Consider the following 20,304-nt stretch of genomic DNA (forward strand, 5'->3'; position numbering starts at 1 on the left):
CTTAGCGGCGCTCCATTGTTGGCTTTTTAGCCAATTTGAGCAGCTGGCTACTGACTTTTACACCAGCGCTTTCAATCGCCTGTTCGTTGATCACAAACTCAATACGGTTATCACTCGTACGCAGCAGCGCGATAGCAACACGCCCATCCCGAGGATCAGGCTCATCCGCTACGAGCAATACCCCCGGTGGCAATTGTGCGGGCAAGGAAATACGTTCACCGCTTGCGGGGCGATAAATCATTTGGCAAGAATTTAAATGCTGATCGAGATCCGCCGTTTTATCGAGATAGACAACTCTGGTCTGACGCTGCGGTTGGGTTTTTTTTTCCAACTGCGCCAAGGCTTGACGGGTAACACCTTCTGCCCCCAAAGCACAAAGCGAAACCGATTGATCTTTGTGTGCGGGCCATTCGATGAATTTCAAAAAGTTATAGACAAATGCAACGCGCAAGCTAGCCTCGGACGCATTCGCCGAAGCCACAAAAAAAGGCGTGAAGAGCAAGACTCCCACACCAGAATAAACCAAGCGACGGCCAGTAACTTTGGCCCACCTTCCCAGCACAGACTTCACCTTGTGCGATTCCCTCGTGTAAAGCGTTTTAATCTGCTCAGGATAGCCCAGCGGAGGTGGTTTTGCGATAAAGGGTTTTGCTTTTTCCGTCGCCTCCAGCCACCTTAATAAGACTAAGTGGTATCATGGTAGCCCTCAATTTCCATTCCTATGGCCACTTTTATGCTGTTGTTTGTCGATAACCTAACCAATGTCGATTTCAGTTTCCTTGACCCCCAGCGCGGCCTTCTCGGCGAGACCTGGTTAGCAAATGTTCGTTTGTATGGGGAACTGGATGAACAAGGCATGGTGTGCGATTTCGGCACCGTTAAAAAAGTCATGCGTCATTGGTTGGATACAGAGTTAGATCACCGCTTGGCTGTGCCCATTCGCTCACCGCAAATTCGCATTGACGATGAAGGCGACTTTCTCACCATTCATTGGCAATTTGGCAGCAATGGTGAATTTTTACACACACGCTCACCGCGCGATGCAATTGCTCTTGTCGATGCAGAGGTTCTAACACAAGAATCTATTGCCGAATGGTGCATTAGCCAACTCAAGCAACAATTCCCAATGAGCGTGGCACGTTTGGAGTTGGACTTCTCATTGGAGCCTATAACAGGAGCCTATTACCACTACAGTCACGGCTTGAAAAAACACCGGGGTAATTGCCAACGCATTGCACACGGCCATCGCTCACGCATAGATATTTGGGCCAACGGCAAAAAATCACCGAAACTGGAGCAGCGTTGGGCCGATGAATGGAAAGATATTTATTTGGCTACTCGTGAAGATCTGATTGGCAAACCGCAACACCAAGGCACGAATTACTACCACTTTGCCTACGAGGCAGAGCAAGGCCCGTTTGAAATTACCCTGCCGCAACGCTGCTGCTATCTGATCGATACCGAAACTACCGTAGAGTTTATCGCCCATCACATTGCGCAAAAAAGCCGCCAGGAAAACCCCGATACCTTTATTCGCGTGAAAGCGTATGAAGGCATTAACAAAGGTGCAATTGCAGAAGCCTAAAACAGTAGTGCAATTATTAATTGCGAGTTAAAAGATTATCAATTTTTTGCAGGTGGGTAATCAGCGGTGCTGAGTGTAAATTCAACACTGAAAAATACTCTTCAGCCATAGGTGCCACTGAGCAATATTTGGGAAGCTCCATTTGTTGCTCAATCATAGAATACAAGCGCGGTAAAAAAATAAACTGCAACCACTGCGGAAAGTTCATGGTATCTATCGCGAAAGGCTCCGTACTCGCCAGCGCCTCCTCGGAAATCATTTCAAATTCCCACAGCTGTAATTGCCGCAGTTGTTGTTCAACGTCCATTAACACTTCGGCAACGGCGATGTGGAGTTTATTCATGGTATATCCGGCAGTCAGGGTGCTTCGTAGGTTGGTGCTGAGCGCAGCGATGCCCAACACGCTTTTTAAAAAATCATTTGTGAACGATATGGGTAAACGGCGGCAGCGAATTCAAAATCGCTTTGCCGTAACGCTTGGTAATAATGCGGCGATCAAGCAGGCTGATTTTGCCTGTATCCGTTTCAGTGCGCAGCAAACGCCCACAAGCCTGAATTAATTTTAGCGATGCATCCGGTACGGTAATTTCCATAAATGCATTGCCACCACGCGCTTCAATCCACTCCGATAATGATGCTTCAATTGGATCATCGGGAACCGCAAACGGCAGTTTGGCAATAATCACGTGCGTGCAATATTTACCCGGTAGATCCACCCCTTCGGCAAAACTTGCCAACCCAAACAGCACACTACCGCGCCCTTCATCGATAGCTTTTTTATGCTGCACCAACATTTCCTGCTTGGAATTATCACCCTGCACCAAAATAATTTCGCGTAGATCTTCCGGCATATCCTCAAATACATCGAGCATTTGTTTGCGCGATGAAAACAACACCAGAGTGCCCGCATCGGGATCAATTAAATTCGGCAGATCGTCAATAATGGCAAGGGTATGCACATCCGCATTAGTCGCCTCCACTGCAGCCACGGGAATTTCCAGCGTCGCCTGTTGAAAATTAAAAGGGCTGGGCACTACATGGTAGTTGGCGTCCGCAGGTGTTCCCGCGCGCATTTGAAAGCGTTGAAAATTCCCCAACGCGGTTAAAGTTGCGGAGGTAATAACCGCACCGCAGGCTTTTTCCCACAAACTGTATTCAAGGGTTTTGGCGGCAAGAATCGGGCTGGAGCAAATTTCCAAATCGAGGCTGCCAGTGTGGTCTATGGGGGTGATCCAACGGGCTTTGGGAACCGAACCGGGTTTATCGGGCGTAGCAAAACTCGCCCACAAATCGCGATTGGCTTCCGCACGCGACTGCCAGGTTCCCAGCAGCGGATAATTATTTTCCAAATCAATTTTGGGTACGGGGCAATGCGCATCTTCCATCGATTGGGTTAATTCATCGCACATTTTTTTGAGCAACTCGCTCAGGCGATCAAAACCTTTATAGAGCTCAACACAAGGTAGGAGAAAATCCTGCGGAATAACGCCGTTGTCAAAACGATAATGGTTTTGGCGATCATCAAAGGCAATGCTCTGCGCCAACTGATCAAACACCGGATACAACTGATCTAACCGCTGCTTGCAATCAATTAGCGCGGCTGGCAATTGCTCGCCATAACGATCCACATTCCCAGCGCCACTCACCGCACCTAAAATTGCGCCGAGCGCTTTATTGCATTGATCCAGCCATTTGCTGGTCGCGAGCATGCGGCTGTGATGCGCAAAATGATTGAGTGCTTTTTGCGGTAAGTGATGACCTTCATCGAACACAAAAATCGCGTCCTCCGGTGCGGGCAAAATAGCACCACCGCCTAAGGCCAAATCGGCCAGCACCAAATCGTGATTGGTAACAATACAATCCACGGCATGCATTGAATCCCGCGCTTTAAAAAAACTGCACACCGACACATTGGAACAGCGGCGTCCGGTACATTGGCGATGATCAGTGGTAATGATTTGCCACTCGTTTTGTTCGAGTGCTTGCGGCCAGGTGTCGCGCTCGCCATTCCATTTATTGCCAGCGAGGGATTCCATCATGGATTGATACAGTTTTACGCTTTGCGCCGACACACTCGGATATTCATCTTCATAGAGCGCGCGGGTGGGGTTTACACCGCTTTCGTATTCAGCAATGAGATTATCGAGCTTACTCAAACACAAATAGCGACCACGGCCTTTGGCGAGCGTGAAGGAAAAATTTAGCCCACTGTTGCGATGTAAATCGGGTAAATCTTTATTTACGATTTGCTCTTGCAGCGCGACTGTCGCGGTAGAGACAACCAACTTCTTACCCAGAGCTTTGGCCATGACCAGCGCCGGCAGTAAATAGGCGATAGTTTTGCCCGTACCTGTACCTGCCTCAACCACACAAATATGACCACCGGCACGCTCCTCCACTAGACGATGATTTTCATCATCCAATTTAATACTGCCGAGCGCTTTAGCGATTTCAGCGATCATCAATTTTTGGCCATAGCGGGACTTTAAGCCCTTATTTTCCAAAAATGTGCTGTAGGCGCTTTGAATTTGTTTTTTGAGGTCATCGGTTAGCATTAGCTGCTGCTACTCAGTTTGCTCACAACCGGGTTAGCATAAATTCCCAGCGCAATTTCGCGCTGCCCTTCGGGGATTGCATTCATACGCTGGGCAAAGGCTGCTTTTTCTGCACTTAAAGTTGCAGGATCATAAGGTGTGTTGTTTACACCATAATTCACTGTCGGCACATTGCCATGCAACATTTCATAAGCAATACAGTTAGTAGCATGCAACACATAGTTGCCAAGAATTTGTTTGTCCAAGGCGGCAACCAGCTCATCAGTATCGGTGTAATCACCATCCAAAATATCGCCGAATGCCAAATGCACATTACCTTTGTCGCCGGCAATTCCCATGGCGATGCTTTTTACATCCTCATGCTCTTCTTTTTGGTAACTGCCTTGCGTGCGCTGTAAATAAAGCTCGCGCGCTTTCGCTGCATCGCAAGGGTCCAACTCGTAAGAAATAGATACCGGCACTATGCGCAACTGCCGGATATAAGTCGCCAACTCTTCCGTTTTGGGTTTATTTAGCGCGATCATACCCAGCACTGCGGAATTGGTTTTATCGCAACCATCTTTGGCGCGACCTTCACGCTGGGCGATCCAGATACTTGAATGTTCATTGCAAATTGAATGATGAATATAAGACGACAAATATTTTGCCGCTTTGAGTTTTTCACGCGGCGCTTTTGCCGAACGGTTAACAATAAAACTTTTATTCAACCGCATTAAATCTGACACAAAAGGTTTGGTCAGCAAGTTATCGCCAATCGCGATACGCAAAGTATTGCTGTGGTTGTGATAGAGAACCCAATTGACAAATGCCGGGTCCATCGCGATATCGCGATGGTTGCTTATAAACAAATAGGCCGTTTTTTTATCCAGCTTATCCAGGCCTGATGTAGTTAATGCGGTGACGCGCTTGGCCATCATAGCCGCCATATAGTTTTCAACCACGTGCTGAAAACCATCCACATCCTGAATGCCGGATAACTGCTGTTTGAGCTTCGCTTTTACCAGAGGTTTTATTGCCCACCCCAACCATTGGTGTGCACCGGGAAAACGCAAACGAGTTACGGCATCGACCAATTCCGGGTCGGCTAACAGGCGATCAAGCGTGGAGCGAACTTCATCATCGCGGTAGGGACGAATATCATCAAATTCAGTCATATAAGGGAGTCATCAGTAAGAAGGCAATTTCAACATCTATCGGAATGGGTTTATATCCAAACAGACATTATGCGCTCCAAGAACAAGCGCTTTGCATAAGGGCCGGAAGCCAGCGAAAATAGGCGCACAAAATACCGAAAAGGGTCGCAAAATGCCACCAAAAACACCACCCATCAATCGTAATACCGATAGCAACACCCCCTGCCCCTGCGGTAGCCAGCAATCACTGCAAGCCTGTTGTCTGGATTTTATCGAAGGCATCCGCCTGCCCCCCACCGCTGAAAGCTTAATGCGCTCGCGCTATACCGCGCACAGCCTTGTCGCCGTCGATTACCTGTGGGACACCTGGAGCCCAGAACAGCGTTTGCGCTCCAGCAAGAGCGACATTCGCGCCTGGGCTGAAAGCTGCGACTGGTTGGGTCTGCAGATACGCAACACCCACGCAGGAGCAGAGTATGATGATTCCGGCATCGTTGAATTTGTAGCGATTTTTCGCCAACAAGGGCAACTGCATCAGCACCATGAAACTTCATTATTTAAAAAGCACTTGGGTAAGTGGTTTTATGTTGATCATGTGGAGCCGTGACAGAGTCAAATTTCCGACACAAATAATAAAGAAATGTGATGCAACCGGCGAAGCGCACAAAAATCCGCCACTGATCGCATTAGCTGATCACCTCATCACTCACTAATGCTTAAAATAGCGCCAAAATCATAATATCCATTGCGCTATTAGCGGCTACACTCTCCGGTGTGCCATTTGCCAAGACTCTAACTCTCTGACTCTATGAAAATTTTGCTGGTCGAAGACAGTGCAACCCTGCGCCATGCCATGCGCAATTATATTCTCGAAGCGGGTCATGAACCCTTGATTGCACGCAGTGGCGAAGAAGCGCTGCAGCTGCTCGAAAATACCCCGGTCGATATGATCATTATGGACGTGGAAATGCCCGGCTTGAATGGCTTTGAAACGACACGCCTCATCCGCGAGTGGCTTGCGGGCCACTGGATACCCATCATTTTTGTAACCGGCCTGAATGAGGACGAAAATTACCGCGAAGGCATAGAAGCCGGTGGCGATGATTATCTGATCAAGCCGGTCAGCTTCATGATTATCAAAGCAAAAATCCGCGCGATGGAGCGTATCGCCGAAATGCGCGACCAGCTGAATCAGCTCAACGTGGAATTGGAGGCACTGAGCCAGCTCGACAGCCTCACGCAAATATATAACCGCCGCACCTTTAATGATTTGGCACAGCAACAGTGGTCGCTGGCTAAACGCCATCAACAACCCATTAGTGCGTTGATGATCGACGTGGACCACTTCAAATTATTTAACGATCACTACGGTCACCCGGCGGGTGATGCCTGCCTGAAAAAAGTCAGTCAGGCGATTAAAAGTTGCCTGCACCGCAGCGGGGATATTTTGGGCCGCTATGGCGGCGAAGAGTTTGTAGTACTACTGCCGGAAACCGATGCGAAGGGTGCAATGCGCGTATCCCAATCTATCGGTGAAGCCTTGGCGCAGTTGCAAATACGCCACGATGTATCACCCACCGACAGCTATGTAACCGCCAGCATTGGCGGTGCAACTTGCCTGCGCACCACCGGCCATGATTTGGAAGAACTGATTAAAAATGCCGACCGCGCTCTGTATAAAGCCAAACGCGCGGGGCGCAATCGCAGTTGGGTGGAGGAAGTAGCCACCCACAAAACTATTTTGCTGGCGGATACAGATCAGGAGTTACTGCGTCATTTCAGCGGCTGCTTGCAAGCGCACTTTAATTTGCTCACCGCCGAAACACAGCGTGAATGCCTGGAGTTAGCGATTGAATTGCATCCAGACTTAATATTGTTAGGTAGTGGCATTGTAGATACCCAAGCCGGTGCCGAACTGTGCAACTGGCTCGCACGTACCCCAAAAACAGCCAACAGCCTGTTAGCGCTTGTGAGCGAACAAACCGACGACAAAATCAAAACACTTGGGCAAACACTCAATATCGACCATTTCTTTGATAAGAGCCTCAGTGCGCCCACGCTGCTCAACAACATTGTCAAACTGCTTAACGACGCGCACTGATGAGCAGCCATTCACCGCATTAATTGCTGCGCAGCGAGTTGTACCAATTTACCTCGCGTGAATATTTATCCACCTGATCGGCCACATCCAACACCAGCGCAAACAGCGCCATGCGCACCAACACGCCATTGTCCGCCTGGCGGAAAATGGCCAGGTTGGGGTTTGCATTCAAATCATTATCCAGCTCATTGGCGTCTGCCCGTGAATCTCGCGGCAGCGGGTGCATGATCACCGTATTCGGTTCGCAGTATTGGGTATAGATGGATTGATTCAAACGGAACCGACCGCGATACAAATCGGCCTCTTCTTTACTGGCGAAACGCTCTTCCTGGATACGTGTTGAATAAGCGATATCGATATTGCCGATGCTGGATGCCAAGTCATCCGTAATCGTCACCTTGTGCCCTGCACTGCGCAACTCCTCAACGATATAGTCCGGCATTGCCAACTCTTTGGGTGACACCAAACACACGCTAATGTTTTGAAACAAGCACAGCAACTTACACAGAGAATGCACTGTGCGACCATGTTTTAAATCGCCGATCATCGCAATGCGCAAGCCATCAATACTGCGCCCGTTAGCCCGCAACTCTTTGCGAATGGTGTACAAATCCAGCAGCGCTTGGGTTGGGTGTTCATTGGCACCATCACCGCCATTCAATACCGGCACGCGACTGCCTTCGGCAAATTCTGCGACCGAACCTGCTTGCGGGTGACGCATACAAATCACATCGCTGTAACCGGACAGTACGCGGGCGGTATCAAACAGGGATTCGCCCTTGGTGAGCGATGAGCTTTCAAAACCAGTAGTTTCGCGTACATTGCCGCCCAGCAAATTAAACGCCGAACCAAAACTCACCCGGGTGCGGGTACTGGGTTCAAAAAACATGTTGCCCAAAATCGCCCCTTCCAATACCCGCGTTACCTTGCGACGCAGGGCGTAGGGCTCCATGGCATCGGCCACGTCGAAGATGCGCTGGATATCAGCGCGTTCAAATTGTTTGATAGAGAGAATGTGCGCGCCGGTAAAATTCACAAGAAGTCCTTAGCGGTGAGACCGCTGACCAAAGAGGCAAAACCAAAGGGGGACAAAAACGGCCGCCATTTTAACGACAGCAAAGCGCGATACCAACGGCTAATGATAAAAAAACCTAGTGCACCGGAATCAGCGAGACCAGGCGCGTATCGGCACGCCGCTCTTTAGTAGGCAGCGATGGCATCATGCGCTCCAATGCCGCCTCGGCCGTAGCGCGATAAGTGGTTAACTTGCCGCCCATTACCGAGAGCACTCTAGGCTGGTGTTCGTTATCCACCGAGAAAATCACATCGCGCGAACGACCAAATGCCGCCTTGTCACTCTTGGGCAGCACTCGCAAGCCAGCAAAGGTATCGACCTGACTATCCTCCACTGGCAATTCCGGGAAATAGTGACGCAAGGTCGCGAGCAAATAAGCCTTTTCTTCATCGCTACAAAACGCGGTTTCCGGGCGCCCTTGGTGCAGCTTTTCAGTGGTGCCGACCATTAACTGCCCTTCCCACGGCAAAACAAACACCGCGCGTTTATCGGCTGGAGCCTCCAGATAGAAATACTGCGCAAGCAGCGGCGGCAATAGCAAATGACTGCCCTGCACTAGCTCGACCTGGGGATGATTTATCGCCGGTTTAATCTTGGCCAATACCTCCGTCGCCCAAGGGCCAGCGCAATTGACCAATACGCGACAGCTGATCGACTGTTGGCCGGATTCGGTTTGGATATCTACCTTGCAACATTGACCATTGCGCTCTGCGCCCACAAAGCGCGCAGGCATGAGCATATCTGCTCCCAACAAAATGGCCGACTGCAATACCGAACGCGTGAGCGCCGCATCATCGGTTTGCGCTTCGTGATAACGGAACACAGCTTTCAATCCCTGCTGCTTTAACCCGCTCAACTGATCCCATTCCGAGCGGGACAATTGACGAAACAAGCTGTTTTTATCAAACCCCGCCAAACCAGCGTAAAGGCTCAGCCCCGCCCGAATTGTCAGCGATGAGCGAGTTGAATTCTCATAAACGGGAATGTGCAAGGGGCGCAGTTTTACCAATTCGGGGGCAAGCCGTAATAGAAGCGCTCGCTCGCGTAAGCTCTCGCGCACCAAACCGAACTGGGCTGTCTCCAGGTAACGCAGCCCGCCGTGAATCAGCTTGGAAGATTTGGAGGATGTACCCGCCGCCGGCGCAGTTTGCTCGACGACCAATACCGAATAACCCGCTGCCGCTGCCGCCTGAGCGACACCGGCGCCCTGAATACCTGCGCCTACAACGACAATGTCGTATTTCATTGAATTTCGTCCGAGAGAAAAATCAGCCAGAGTATAGACAGACTTGTAAGAATGATCGACAGCTGTGCGCTGGAAATGCGATTAATGGTGCTGAATAACACCATCCAGGTCATAAAGCCCAAGCAACTTACTCGCCGCCAGGGGCAGCTGGGCAATGGAAAGCTTCGTACCGGCAGCCTTGGTCAAACTCAATGCCGCCAACAAGAGTGAGGCGATGGAAGAATCCACCTTGGTTACACCGCTGCAATCCAGAGTGCGTATATTGGATTGCACACTGGTGTGAAGGGTGCGCTGCAATTGCTCCCGCAAGTGAGTCACCGTTTTAAAACTCACCTCGCCGCGCACATAAAGCACATGCTCATTCAGTATTAATTCACTCATTTTTAGCCGCTGCCGCTTTGTCGTTTTGTTCAGTCAGGTTGTTTAAAAAAGCATCCAAATTAGTGCGATTGATTTCCTCATCGAACACCCCGCGGGCAGTAACCACCAAACTAATGCCCTCGACATTGATGTCCACAATTTTCCACTTATCATCTTGCAGCTCCAACCGCAAAAATAAAATTACCGCCTCACCGCGCTCGTTATTTACCCGCACTTTAAGGGTGGTTTTGGTTTCACTCTGACTGCTGTTTTTATTATCACGGCCGAGCATTTCCGGTTTGGCATTGCGGTACAGGTACAAGGTTTTGGTGTAGCTACGAATTAAATAGCGCTGAAATTCGCGCAAGTAAATTTCCCGCTGCTGCGCACTGGCACTACGCCAGTGTTTTGCCAACGCGAGTTGCGCCATACGTTTAATCGCCAGGTTAGGTAATGCAGACTCAGCCACAATACTACGCAATTGTTCCGGGTCAGTTTGATAAAGCGCCTCATGTTTTTTTAACTGGGTTAATACATTTTCAATCGCAACCTGCATTACCCCAGCCGGATCTGCTTTTTGGTTACCCGCCGTATCGGCACGAACAGCCAATGGTAGTGAAAACAAAAACAAGGTACAAAAAATCGCCCTGAATGAACGCGAAAAAAATAATGGTGTTAGTAAGTTATTCATGATTCGTATCCTCTGCTGAAGTGCTCGTAGCTTTGTTCAAGCCAAATTCACCGATTAATTTTTCTAGCAACAGCGCAGAAGAAGTGAACTCAATAGTGTCACCAGCCTTGAGCATGTCCTCTTCCGCGCCTACATCCAAGCCGACATACTGCTCGCCCAGCAAACCGGAGGTAATAATACTCGCCGAAGAATCCACACTAAATTCATAGCGGTTATCAAGCGCCATACTGACTTTGGCTTGGTAATTGGAAGTATCCAACTGAATATCTGTAACACGCCCTACCACTACTCCAGCGCTTTTAACCGGCGAACGCATTTTTAGCCCACCAATATTGGTAAAGTAGGCATGCACCTCATAACTCGGTGCGGCGCGAAAGCTGGATTGATTTGCAACCTTCAGCGCTAAAAAAACCACTGCCGCCATTCCCAGCGCGACAAAAAAACCAACCCACAAATCAACCAGTGTGCGATTCATTATCAAAACCCTCTGAACATAAAAGCCGTCAGCACAAAATCCAATGCCAACACCACTAACGCTGAAACCACCACTGTGCGTGTTGTCGCCCGCGAAACCCCTTCGGCAGTCGCCACCGCAGAATAACCTTCGTATACCGCGATCAAACTTACTGCCACCGCAAAAATCAGGCTTTTAATAATGCCATTGACAACATCCTGACGAAAATCCACCGCGTTTTGCATTTGCGACCAAAAGGTTCCTGCATCCACACCCAGCAATTGCACCGCCACTAAATAGCCACCAAAAATTCCGAGCGCACAAAAAATGACATTGAGTAATGGCAGCGAGATAACGCCCGCCCAAAAGCGCGGTGCAATCACTCGCGCCAGCGGTTGAATCGCCATCATTTCCAGCGCATTTAATTGCTCAGTCGCTTTCATCAAACCGATTTCTGCTGTTACCGCAGAACCCGCGCGACTTGAGAATAGCAATGCCGATAATACCGGCCCCAATTCACGCACCAGTGCTAAGGCTACCACCATGCCCACACCATCACCGGAACCAAAACGCTCCAGCGTGTCGTACATTTGCAAGCCCAGCACCAACCCCACAAATAAACCGGACACCACAATAATTAACAGCGAGAGCACACCAATAAAATAAACTTCGCGCACCACCAACCAGGGGCGGCGCAAACACATGGCAGACATCAATAAAATAGAAATTAAAAACCGACAAATAGCGCCGAGCAATATCAGCCGATCGGTCACCTGCCGCCCAATGAACTCAACGCCCTGCAAAATAGATTTCATCGCTCAGCTCCCAGTAAGTGGCTGGCATAATCCGGCGCAGGGTAATGAAATGGCACCGGCCCATCGGCTTTACCGTTGACGAATTGTGCGAGGAAAGGATGATCGGACATTTGAATATCAGCAGGAGTACCTTCGGCGATAACCGTACCGTCGGCGATCATATAAACGTAATCCACTATTTTGAGCGACTCTTTAATATCGTGAGTCACCACAATCGAGGTTGCACCCAGCGCATCATTAAAGCGGCGAATTAACTGCCCGATGACACCGAGTGAAATTGGGTCTAGCCCCGCAAAAGGTTCATCGTAAAGAATTAATTCCGGGTCCAGTGCAATGCAGCGCGCTAAAGCTACGCGCCGCGCCATACCGCCCGACAGTTCGGACGGCATTAAATGATGTGCGCCACGCAAACCCACCGCGTGTAATTTCATTAGCACCAGGTTGCGAATTAAATCCTCAGGCAGATCGGTATGCTCGCGCATTTGAAAGGCAACATTTTCAAACACAGTTTGATCGGTAAACAGCGCACCCATTTGAAACAACATGCCCATTTTGCGGCGCAACAAAAATAACTTTTGCGTATTTAATTCCGCCACCGATTGGTTATCCACCAACACTCGCCCGGAAGTTGGTTTCACCTGCCCGCCAATCAAGCGCAAAATAGTTGTTTTGCCACAGCCACTCCCGCCCATAATGGCCACCACCTTGCCACGCGGAATGCGTAAACTGATGTTATGCAAGATCTTGCGCGAGCCATAGCCAAACGAGACCTGCTCCAATTCCACCATCGCCGATTGATCATTCATGCCAGTTATTTCATCCCTCTTGCAAAGGTCACACTGCGAAATATCAAATAAACCAAAACACTGTAGGCGCGTCTTTTTAAGATAAAAAGACACTAACCTAAGTGTTACCTTCGTAATGGAAATTACAAGTGAGGATTCTGATATGGATCAACTGGAAGGGAATTAAAATACGCACGCTGATAAGCAAGCAATCTATTACCTGGATCGGTACATAAGGGCGCCTCTTTCGACACCCAGATGCGCCTTATTTTAACCAGGGCGCGGAAAGCGGCGCGCCTACACCTTACCCACGCAACGCAGCCTCAATAGTGGCGATGTCGATTTTTTTCATTGTCATCATCGCATCAAAAGCACGTTTCGCCGCAGCAGGATCAGGATTCACAATGGCCTGCATCAAGGCAACGGGCGTAATCTGCCAGGACAACCCCCACTTATCCTTACACCATCCGCACTCACTCTCCGCGCCGCCATTATTGACAATTGCATGCCAATAACGATCAGTTTCTGCCTGATCAACTGTGGAGACTTGAAACGAAAATGCTTCACTGTGCGTAAAAGTATCACCACCATTAAGTCCAAGACAGGGAATCCCCATGACGGTAAACTCCACCGTCAACACATCACCCTGCTTCCCCGACGGATAATCACCTGGCGCACGAAATACAGAACCAACCGACGAGTTGGGAAATGTTTCCGCGTAAAATTGCGCCGCCGCCTCAGCATCATCAACATACCAAAGACAAATTATATTTTTTGCGTGATTACTCATAACGATTCTCCTTTATGAAATTTTAATACCCACCACCGCAACCCAATAGCAACGCTAATTTTTCTAGAGGCAGCACTTGCTGCCCCCAATTTACCAGATAAGAGAAAAACGCCAAATAAATCAAAAAATCAAAAAATCAAAAAAACGGTTAACTATTGAGTTGCGCGCCAAACATATTTAATTGAACCACTATGAACTTATAAACACTACTAAATTGCTTCAGAGGCTGCTACTTTGGGGCGCAGGTATTATCTGTATGCATCATCCATCAATCACGATAAGGAGTCGGTTATGAAAGCACCACGGTTTTATTCCGTATTTTACAAACCTCTTGTTTTTATTATTTTCGCTCTATGGGGTTCCAATGCGCTTGCTTATTTAGTGATTAACTATGATAGCAATGACCTCATGTGGCAGAGCGAGGAGTTGCGAATTGACGACGACGATTACGCCTCTTACGGGGACTTCTTTATAGACCAGACGATCAACTTCAAAATAAAGATTATCATTCCAGATATTGAATCTTCAAACCCAGAAACAGCGCCGTCTGTTTTCAATGATGTTATAAAAAGTATCAGCACATCTAATATTTTCACATCTCCACTGATAACTAAAAGCCGATTTGAGTTAATACCTGAAGGCCCCCTATTCTCTTACTGGAGCCTGACTTTTGACGTTATTGAAAGCGGACCTCTGACAAATGGAACTGCAAGCGGCGGCTCATTCTCCACAGGAGGTTTTATTAGTTGGAACCCGGATGGCTCCGGTGTTGGAAATGGCATCGCTAATTTTATGTATTATTGGGACAATTGGGTTTACAGACGACAACAGATGGAATGGATAATAAATACCGACGTTCACTTTGCAAATTATGAGAGTCAATTGACTATAGAAAAAGTATCCGTAGCGGAACCCATTCCACTTGGGTTATTACTAGCCGGAATGATCTTTATTTTTTTCGCGCGTCGTCCAATCAAACTTAAAATCTAAGCCCACAGTACCAACAAAAATCAGGCAGCTGCTGGAGATGCGATTAGTCGCTGGAATGTCAGGTAGAGTAAGCGGATCGATTGCTATAACAAAGTGTACCCAAATTTCCAAACCGTAGGGGCGTTTCTTGCTGCGCCCCTACGGTTAATTCTGTAACCACTCGTTCATTTTGCGCTGCCAGTTTGCGAAGCGTTGTTGCAATACAGGGTTTTGCTGTGGCGTAAATATATCCTCCTGCAAAGCAGGCTTCCAACTTTCTGGTAAACCGGCAGCCATGCAGGCGATACCTTGTACGGTTGCGTCAGCATTATCGCTGCGATGGACATCGGCTTGTGTGAGATCTGCAATTTTTTGGCAGACGGTATCGGCTTTGCTGAAGCCGCCACTGATAATTATTTTTTGGGTAGCGCCTGACTGATTCATCAATTGCACGTTGATAACAATCTGAAAAATAACGGATTCGATCCACGCAAGAATTTTTTCTGCTGCGGATAAATTGTCGCTAAAGCGCGATTGCAAATCGGTTCGCCAATAAGGCGCACTTAGGCCACCGACGGCGTTAAGGAAATAACAATCACCGGCGGGATTTAATTCAAGTGCGCTGTCAATTTTTTGTGGGGTAATGGTTAACCCGGCGTGCTGCTGGATAAAACTGATCGCCGCCGCTGCACCATTTACGGTTGCCTCCCAGGCGTAATATTTTTTTGCTGCCGAATTTTCTGGCAATTCATTTTCAGGCAACCCATTTTTAGGCAACCATAGGGGACTGACTAATAACCCTTCTGGCGCATGCAAATTTTCACTCAGACGCTGGATAAATGCGCCGGTGCCGATATTGATGTAGCAGGCATCGGGCTCCGGCAAACCACGCGCAAACAATGACGCACCTTGATCGCGGGCGCTCGCGGTGAAGGGAATTGTGTAATCGCCCAATTGCAAATTTCCAAAGTGACTATTGTGGTGTTGGCAATGCGGTAAAACCGCGCGCGGGATTTTAAAAAGTTCCAACAGCGATTGATCCCATTCATTGCGCCGCAAATTCCATAACAGTGTGCGCTGGGCGTGACCGGGATCGACAAGGGATTGTTTATGTATTGCTGAAGAGTTATCCAACAAATGCCAAAAAATATAACTGACGATGGGGCCAATGCTGAGGCAATTATCTTTTTGTGCTTGGGCAACTTTTTCATTGTGTTCCAAACACCAGCGCATTTTTGTTGCGCCGTAATGCGGCGATAAACGTAACCCCGTCAGTTGTTGAGTTTGTTGGTGTGTCAGTGAAATATCGTTTAAGTAGGGTTCGCCGCGAATATCCTGCCAGCTCAACACCGGTGTTAAGGTTTCACCGGTTTGATTATTCCAACATAAGAGCGATGAGCCCTGCCCCGCAAATCCGGCGCTGACAATATGCTGCACATCGGCACCGAGTTGTTGCTGGATTTTTTGCAAGCAGGTGCGAATACCCGCAAGAATCTCAGCGCCATCTTGTTCGATAAAGGGATAGACAGACTTTTCGGGTTGATATGTGCGTGTTGCACAGGGTGCGGAATAAATGCAGACCTGTTGGCCGCTGCTAGTATAAATGGCGACGCGTGTGCTTTGACCACCTTGATCGATGGCGAGGTGCAGGTTGTTGCTAAAAACGGGAGAGAAAACCGGGGGCATAATGCTTGCTCGATAATAGTGGTGTCATCGAGCAAGTGTAGCGAGGATTTAAAGTTTATTCGCCAGATTGGGGGCCGGGCATAAAACCGCTGTAGGGGAACTGGGCGATCTTATCGCTGCCACCTTTGACTTCGGTGATTTTTGCAGGGCCTTCTTTTTCCACTTCATCGATACGCACGATCGAATGCATGGGAATATAAGAGCGCTTGACGCCCGCAAATTCGGTTTTGAGCTTTTCTTCGGCCGGGTCAATTAACAGGCCGCTGCGTTCACCAAACACAAATTCTTCGATTTCGATAAAGCCGTACATTTCACTTTGGTAAATCGCCGAGCAAAACACCTCGTAGACCTGGGCCTGGTTGAGGAATATCACTTTATAAACGGGTTTAACTGCCATAACTCTCTCTGCTGCAATGCGCTCACTCAGAACGCGACCAAAACACACCATCGCGGTCGGCTTTACCCCATCGCGAGGGGCGCGAAGAATAACACACCTTCCTGGCGATTCACGCCCCAACTGCACAAAAAGTAGCCGATAACGGAGGGCAATCCACTAAAGCGCCCCATTAACCGGTATACTGCGCGCCATTTTTTCCCTTTTCAGTCGATTATTTATGAATTTTGCCTCGCTCGGCCTTGCCCAAGAACTCCTGCACGCGATTAAAGTCATCGGGTTTAAAACCCTTACCCCCATTCAGCAGGAGGCGATTCCCGCCGCCCGCCGCGGTATTGATTTACTCGCTACCGCACAAACCGGTACCGGTAAAACCGCCGCCTACAGCTTGCCCGTACTGCAGCAAATGCTGGAAAAACCCAAACATACCGAAGCCGGTTTTGTGCGCACACTGATTCTGGCACCCACCCGCGAGCTGGTGGAGCAGATCGCCACCGCGATGCAACAATTTGCGCAGTTCACGCCCTATAAAATCGCCACCGTTTACGGCGGTGTAAAGCTCACCGGCCAAAGCACCAAACTGCGCGCGGGTGTGGATATTCTGGTCGCCACACCGGGCCGCCTGAAAGAACATGTGGAGCTGGGCAATATCAATTTGGCTAAAACCGAATTTGTGGTGCTGGACGAAGCTGACCGCATGATGGATATGGGTTTTGTGAACGATATGCACACGATTCTCACCAGCATTGTGCGCAAACATCAAACGATGTTTTTCTCCGCCACTAGCTCGCCCTTGGTAACTAACCTCGCCAAACAGGCAATGAATCGCCCTACTCTGATTTCCATTTCCAAGCGTAACTCGGTGGCAGAAACCGTCGATCACGTGCTGTATCCGGTGGATAGCGACCGCAAATACGAGCTGTTTATCCATTTGTTGCGCGAGCAAAACTGGCATCAGGTGATGGTATTCAGCAGCACCCGCGACGAGGCAGAGAACCTATACAAGGCATTAAAAGAAGACAAAGTAGACGCTGCGGTGATTCACAGCGAAAAAACCCAGGGCTCACGGCGCCGTGCCCTGCAGGAATTTAAGGAAGATAAGCTGCAAGTATTAGTAGCCACCGAAGTCGCCGCGCGTGGGTTGGACATTCAAGGGCTGGACTTTGTAGTCAACCTCGATTTGCCCTTCTTCACCGAAGACTATGTGCACCGCGTAGGCCGCACCGGTCGCGCGGGTAAAAAAGGTGTGGCGATTTCGTTGGTCACACCGGCGGAAGAACACAAGATTTCGCTGATCGAAGAAGTGATTGGTACCAAAATCAAACGCGAAAAAATCAAAGGTTTTGATGTAACCGAGCAAGTGGTTAAAACCGTCACCAAACCCAAAAGCGGATTGTTGAAACTGGCAACCAAGCCAAGCGGCCTTAAACTGGGAGCAAAATCGCGCGCGGGTGATCCTAAAAAATCGGCCTTTGCCAAACCGGGCAAATCCGGTGCCAGCGGCCATACGGCTGCCAAAAAACCGGTGCGCAAAGGCAGTAAAGATGCGCGCCCGGCGAGCAAGTTAGGCTCATCTACCCGCCCTAAAAAGAAGTAACACAAATGGATACCCGCGTTCGCGGGTATGACAAAAGGTGCAGTTGTTTAAAGCTGAGTCCAATAAAAAGCCGCCCTCGATCACTCGGGGGCGGCTTTTGTTTTTCGGGCGATTAGTTGGGAACTAGTCGTTCAAGTCTTCGTCGTCATCCAGCTCATCAAACTCATCACGCGCTTTGCGAATACCGTGAGCAGCAATAATCTCCACATAAAAACTATCGCCACCGGCGCTGGCAACTTCATCCATCTTTTTAGTGATTTCGCCTAACCGCACCACTTCTGCCTGCTCGGCAGTCACACCGAATTTGCAATCAAACGCCCAGAAATCCACACCCGCTGGCAGGGTTTTGCGGCGCTCACGTTTCACGTATTTGCGCACTTCGTGTTTGATGGCCTCCAATAAACGATCGGGATGCTTGCCTTCGACCTGGAGTTTGAACGTCTTTTTCATGGCTTACCTGTAGATAAAGAAGAGAATGTATATAAAGAAGAATGTGCGCGGCAGTAAAGTGGCGCGCATGGTAACACGGGCGCCATTGCCAAGGGGCATTTGTGTAGGCTTTAGCGCCCAAGATGGCTATAATGCGCGCCTCCTTTTTCTGCGTGTTTTTTAATCAACACTTTTGCGCCAACCATTCTTTTTTAACCAGGTAGTAGTTAGATGTCGACCACCGAAATGCCGATCAAAAAGCTCTATATCAAAACCCATGGCTGCCAGATGAATGAGTATGATTCATCGCGCATGAAGGATTTGTTGGGTGAATCGCACAATATGGTACCGACCGAAGACCCGGAAGATGCCGACGTAATCCTGATTAATACCTGCTCAATCCGCGAAAAAGCCCAGGAACGCCTGTTCCACGAATTGGGCCGCTGGAAAAAACTGAAGAAGAAAAACCCCGATCTGGTGATTGGTGTGGGCGGCTGTGTGGCTAGCCAGGAAGGTGAAGCTATTGCCAAACGCGCGCCCTATGTGGACCTGATTTTTGGCCCGCAAACCCTGCATCGCCTGCCGGAAATGATGGAAACCAAACGCGAAAATGGCGTAGTGGTGGTGGATGTCAGCTTTCCGGAAATCGAAAAATTTGACCGCCTGCCCCAACCGGATGCCGATGGCGTGAGCGCGTTTGTATCGATTATGGAAGGCTGCTCCAAGTATTGTACTTTCTGCGTGGTGCCCTATACCCGTGGCGAAGAAGTGAGCCGCCCGGTGGCCGATGTGATGGCAGAGATTCTCCATTTGGCCAAACAAGGTGTGCGTGAAGTGAACCTGCTCGGCCAAAACGTGAATGCTTATCGCGGCGCGACCGCCGATGGCACTTTTATCGATTTGGCGGAATTGATCACCTATGTAGCGGCGATTGATGGCATTGACCGCATTCGTTTCACTACCTCGCACCCCGTTGAATTTACCGATGCGCTAATTGAAGTGTACAACCAGGTGCCCGAGCTGGTCAGCCATTTGCATTTGCCGGTGCAAAGCGGTTCAGATCGTATTTTGATGGCGATGAAGCGCGGCCATACCGCACTGGAATACAAATCCAAATTGCGCCGCATTAAAAAGAATCGCCCAAACATTAGCTTCTCGTCCGATTTTATTATTGGTTTCCCCGGCGAAACCGATGCCGACTTTGAAGCGACCATGAAGCTGATCCACGATATGGATTTTGATACTTCCTACAGCTTCATCTACAGCCCACGCCCCGGCACACCCGCGGCAGATTTGCCCGATGACACACCGGAAGAAGTGAAAAAACAACGTTTGGCAATTTTGCAGGATCGGTTGATTCAACAAGCAATGGCAATCAGCCGTCGCATGGTGGGCAATACCGAGCGCATCTTAATTACCGGTTATTCACGCAAAGATCCAGGCCAATTGTGCGGCCGCACCGAGAACAACCGCGTGGTTAATTTCCGCAGCGACAATGCCGACTTGATTGGAAAATTTGCTGACATATTGATTGAAGAAGCACTGACCAACTCCCTGCGCGGCACCCTGCTCAGCTCGGAATTGGATGCAGACTGGGTCAAATAATTACTATTGTTTTAAACCCATCAAGAAAAACCCC

General features: G+C 49.1%; 21 protein-coding genes. 6 read left to right on the forward strand and 15 right to left on the reverse strand.

Translation table 11 applies throughout. The annotated features are described in order from the left end of the window. Position 1: 1 nt before the first annotated feature. Complete coding sequence (locus tag D0B88_RS14235; protein ID WP_191966446.1) at positions 2–562, reverse strand: YfiR family protein; 561 nt, start codon at positions 560–562, stop codon at positions 2–4. 171 nt (positions 563–733) lie between these two features. On the opposite strand from D0B88_RS14235, the gene D0B88_RS14240 reads away from it, so the two are divergent. Continuing rightward, a complete protein-coding gene (locus D0B88_RS14240) occupies positions 734–1,585 on the forward strand; it encodes a 6-carboxytetrahydropterin synthase (protein ID WP_191966447.1) in 852 nt (283 codons plus the stop codon). 16 nt (positions 1,586–1,601) lie between these two features. On the opposite strand, the gene D0B88_RS14245 is transcribed toward D0B88_RS14240, so the two are convergent. The 3 genes from D0B88_RS14245 to D0B88_RS14255 all read right to left on the reverse strand — a co-directional run bounded on the left by D0B88_RS14245 (position 1,602) and on the right by D0B88_RS14255 (position 5,294). After that, positions 1,602–1,928 carry a YqcC family protein gene (locus D0B88_RS14245; RefSeq protein WP_040391782.1) on the reverse strand — a complete coding sequence of 109 codons (327 nt, stop codon included), beginning with the start codon at positions 1,926–1,928 and terminating at the stop codon, positions 1,602–1,604. Positions 1,929–2,001: 73 nt separating this feature from the next. After that, on the reverse strand, positions 2,002–4,140 hold the full coding sequence (gene dinG / locus D0B88_RS14250; protein ID WP_151057995.1) for an ATP-dependent DNA helicase DinG: 2,139 nt from the start codon (positions 4,138–4,140) through the stop codon (positions 2,002–2,004). After that, complete coding sequence (locus D0B88_RS14255) at positions 4,140–5,294, reverse strand: 1-acyl-sn-glycerol-3-phosphate acyltransferase (protein WP_007641626.1); 1,155 nt, start codon at positions 5,292–5,294, stop codon at positions 4,140–4,142. The genes dinG and D0B88_RS14255 overlap by 1 nt, the downstream gene beginning before the upstream one ends. Before the next feature lie 151 nt (positions 5,295–5,445). On the opposite strand from D0B88_RS14255, the gene D0B88_RS14260 reads away from it, so the two are divergent. Both D0B88_RS14260 and D0B88_RS14265 read left to right on the forward strand, forming a co-directional pair. Next, positions 5,446–5,880, forward strand: a complete 435-nt coding sequence (locus tag D0B88_RS14260; RefSeq protein WP_151057997.1) for a YchJ family protein — start codon at positions 5,446–5,448, stop codon at positions 5,878–5,880. Between the two features lie 201 nt (positions 5,881–6,081). Next, the gene (locus D0B88_RS14265; protein ID WP_151057999.1) at positions 6,082–7,374 is read left to right on the forward strand and encodes a diguanylate cyclase domain-containing protein; all 1,293 of its coding nucleotides are present in this window, start codon (positions 6,082–6,084) and stop codon (positions 7,372–7,374) included. A 19-nt stretch (positions 7,375–7,393) separates the two neighbouring features. On the opposite strand, the gene D0B88_RS14270 is transcribed toward D0B88_RS14265, so the two are convergent. From D0B88_RS14270 to D0B88_RS14305, 8 genes are all read right to left on the reverse strand, one after another. Further along, the gene (locus D0B88_RS14270) at positions 7,394–8,410 is read right to left on the reverse strand and encodes an aspartate carbamoyltransferase (protein ID WP_151058001.1); all 1,017 of its coding nucleotides are present in this window, start codon (positions 8,408–8,410) and stop codon (positions 7,394–7,396) included. Positions 8,411–8,525: 115 nt separating this feature from the next. Further along, positions 8,526–9,695 (reverse strand): glycerol-3-phosphate dehydrogenase/oxidase, encoded by a 1,170-nt coding sequence (locus tag D0B88_RS14275; RefSeq protein WP_151058003.1) that lies wholly within the window; start codon positions 9,693–9,695, stop codon positions 8,526–8,528. 81 nt (positions 9,696–9,776) lie between these two features. Then, the gene (locus tag D0B88_RS14280; protein WP_151058005.1) at positions 9,777–10,076 is read right to left on the reverse strand and encodes an STAS domain-containing protein; all 300 of its coding nucleotides are present in this window, start codon (positions 10,074–10,076) and stop codon (positions 9,777–9,779) included. Then, positions 10,069–10,746: a phospholipid-binding protein MlaC gene (locus D0B88_RS14285; protein ID WP_151058007.1), complete on the reverse strand. Its 678-nt coding sequence runs from the start codon at positions 10,744–10,746 to the stop codon at positions 10,069–10,071. The genes D0B88_RS14280 and D0B88_RS14285 overlap by 8 nt, the downstream gene beginning before the upstream one ends. Next, positions 10,739–11,221, reverse strand: a complete 483-nt coding sequence (gene mlaD / locus D0B88_RS14290) for an outer membrane lipid asymmetry maintenance protein MlaD (RefSeq protein ID WP_151058009.1) — start codon at positions 11,219–11,221, stop codon at positions 10,739–10,741. The genes D0B88_RS14285 and mlaD overlap by 8 nt, the downstream gene beginning before the upstream one ends. A gap of 2 nt (positions 11,222–11,223) precedes the next feature. Beyond that, entirely contained in the window at positions 11,224–12,015 is a 792-nt protein-coding gene (gene mlaE, locus D0B88_RS14295; RefSeq protein ID WP_151058012.1) for a lipid asymmetry maintenance ABC transporter permease subunit MlaE, read from the reverse strand. Continuing rightward, the gene (locus D0B88_RS14300; protein WP_151058014.1) at positions 12,012–12,821 is read right to left on the reverse strand and encodes an ABC transporter ATP-binding protein; all 810 of its coding nucleotides are present in this window, start codon (positions 12,819–12,821) and stop codon (positions 12,012–12,014) included. The genes mlaE and D0B88_RS14300 overlap by 4 nt, the downstream gene beginning before the upstream one ends. A gap of 283 nt (positions 12,822–13,104) precedes the next feature. Further along, positions 13,105–13,590, reverse strand: a complete 486-nt coding sequence (locus D0B88_RS14305; RefSeq protein WP_151058016.1) for a VOC family protein — start codon at positions 13,588–13,590, stop codon at positions 13,105–13,107. 291 nt (positions 13,591–13,881) lie between these two features. On the opposite strand from D0B88_RS14305, the gene D0B88_RS14310 reads away from it, so the two are divergent. Beyond that, on the forward strand, positions 13,882–14,580 hold the full coding sequence (locus D0B88_RS14310) for a hypothetical protein (RefSeq protein WP_151058018.1): 699 nt from the start codon (positions 13,882–13,884) through the stop codon (positions 14,578–14,580). 144 nt (positions 14,581–14,724) lie between these two features. Here the strand turns inward: D0B88_RS14310 and D0B88_RS14315 are convergent, their stop codons facing one another. Next, complete coding sequence (locus D0B88_RS14315) at positions 14,725–16,245, reverse strand: FGGY family carbohydrate kinase (RefSeq protein WP_151058020.1); 1,521 nt, start codon at positions 16,243–16,245, stop codon at positions 14,725–14,727. A 55-nt stretch (positions 16,246–16,300) separates the two neighbouring features. Then, the gene (locus D0B88_RS14320) at positions 16,301–16,642 is read right to left on the reverse strand and encodes a DUF1820 family protein (protein ID WP_040392063.1); all 342 of its coding nucleotides are present in this window, start codon (positions 16,640–16,642) and stop codon (positions 16,301–16,303) included. 217 nt (positions 16,643–16,859) lie between these two features. Between D0B88_RS14320 and D0B88_RS14325 the strand changes: the two genes are divergently transcribed. Beyond that, entirely contained in the window at positions 16,860–18,236 is a 1,377-nt protein-coding gene (locus D0B88_RS14325; protein ID WP_151058022.1) for a DEAD/DEAH box helicase, read from the forward strand. Between the two features lie 123 nt (positions 18,237–18,359). On the opposite strand, the gene D0B88_RS14330 is transcribed toward D0B88_RS14325, so the two are convergent. Continuing rightward, positions 18,360–18,686 (reverse strand): DUF6172 family protein, encoded by a 327-nt coding sequence (locus D0B88_RS14330; RefSeq protein WP_151058024.1) that lies wholly within the window; start codon positions 18,684–18,686, stop codon positions 18,360–18,362. A gap of 210 nt (positions 18,687–18,896) precedes the next feature. Between D0B88_RS14330 and miaB the strand changes: the two genes are divergently transcribed. Beyond that, positions 18,897–20,270 (forward strand): tRNA (N6-isopentenyl adenosine(37)-C2)-methylthiotransferase MiaB, encoded by a 1,374-nt coding sequence (gene miaB / locus D0B88_RS14335; protein WP_151058026.1) that lies wholly within the window; start codon positions 18,897–18,899, stop codon positions 20,268–20,270. The last annotated feature ends 34 nt before the right edge of the window (positions 20,271–20,304 follow it).

The organism is Cellvibrio sp. KY-YJ-3 (assembly GCF_008806955.1).
Classification (GTDB): Bacteria; Pseudomonadota; Gammaproteobacteria; order Pseudomonadales; family Cellvibrionaceae; genus Cellvibrio.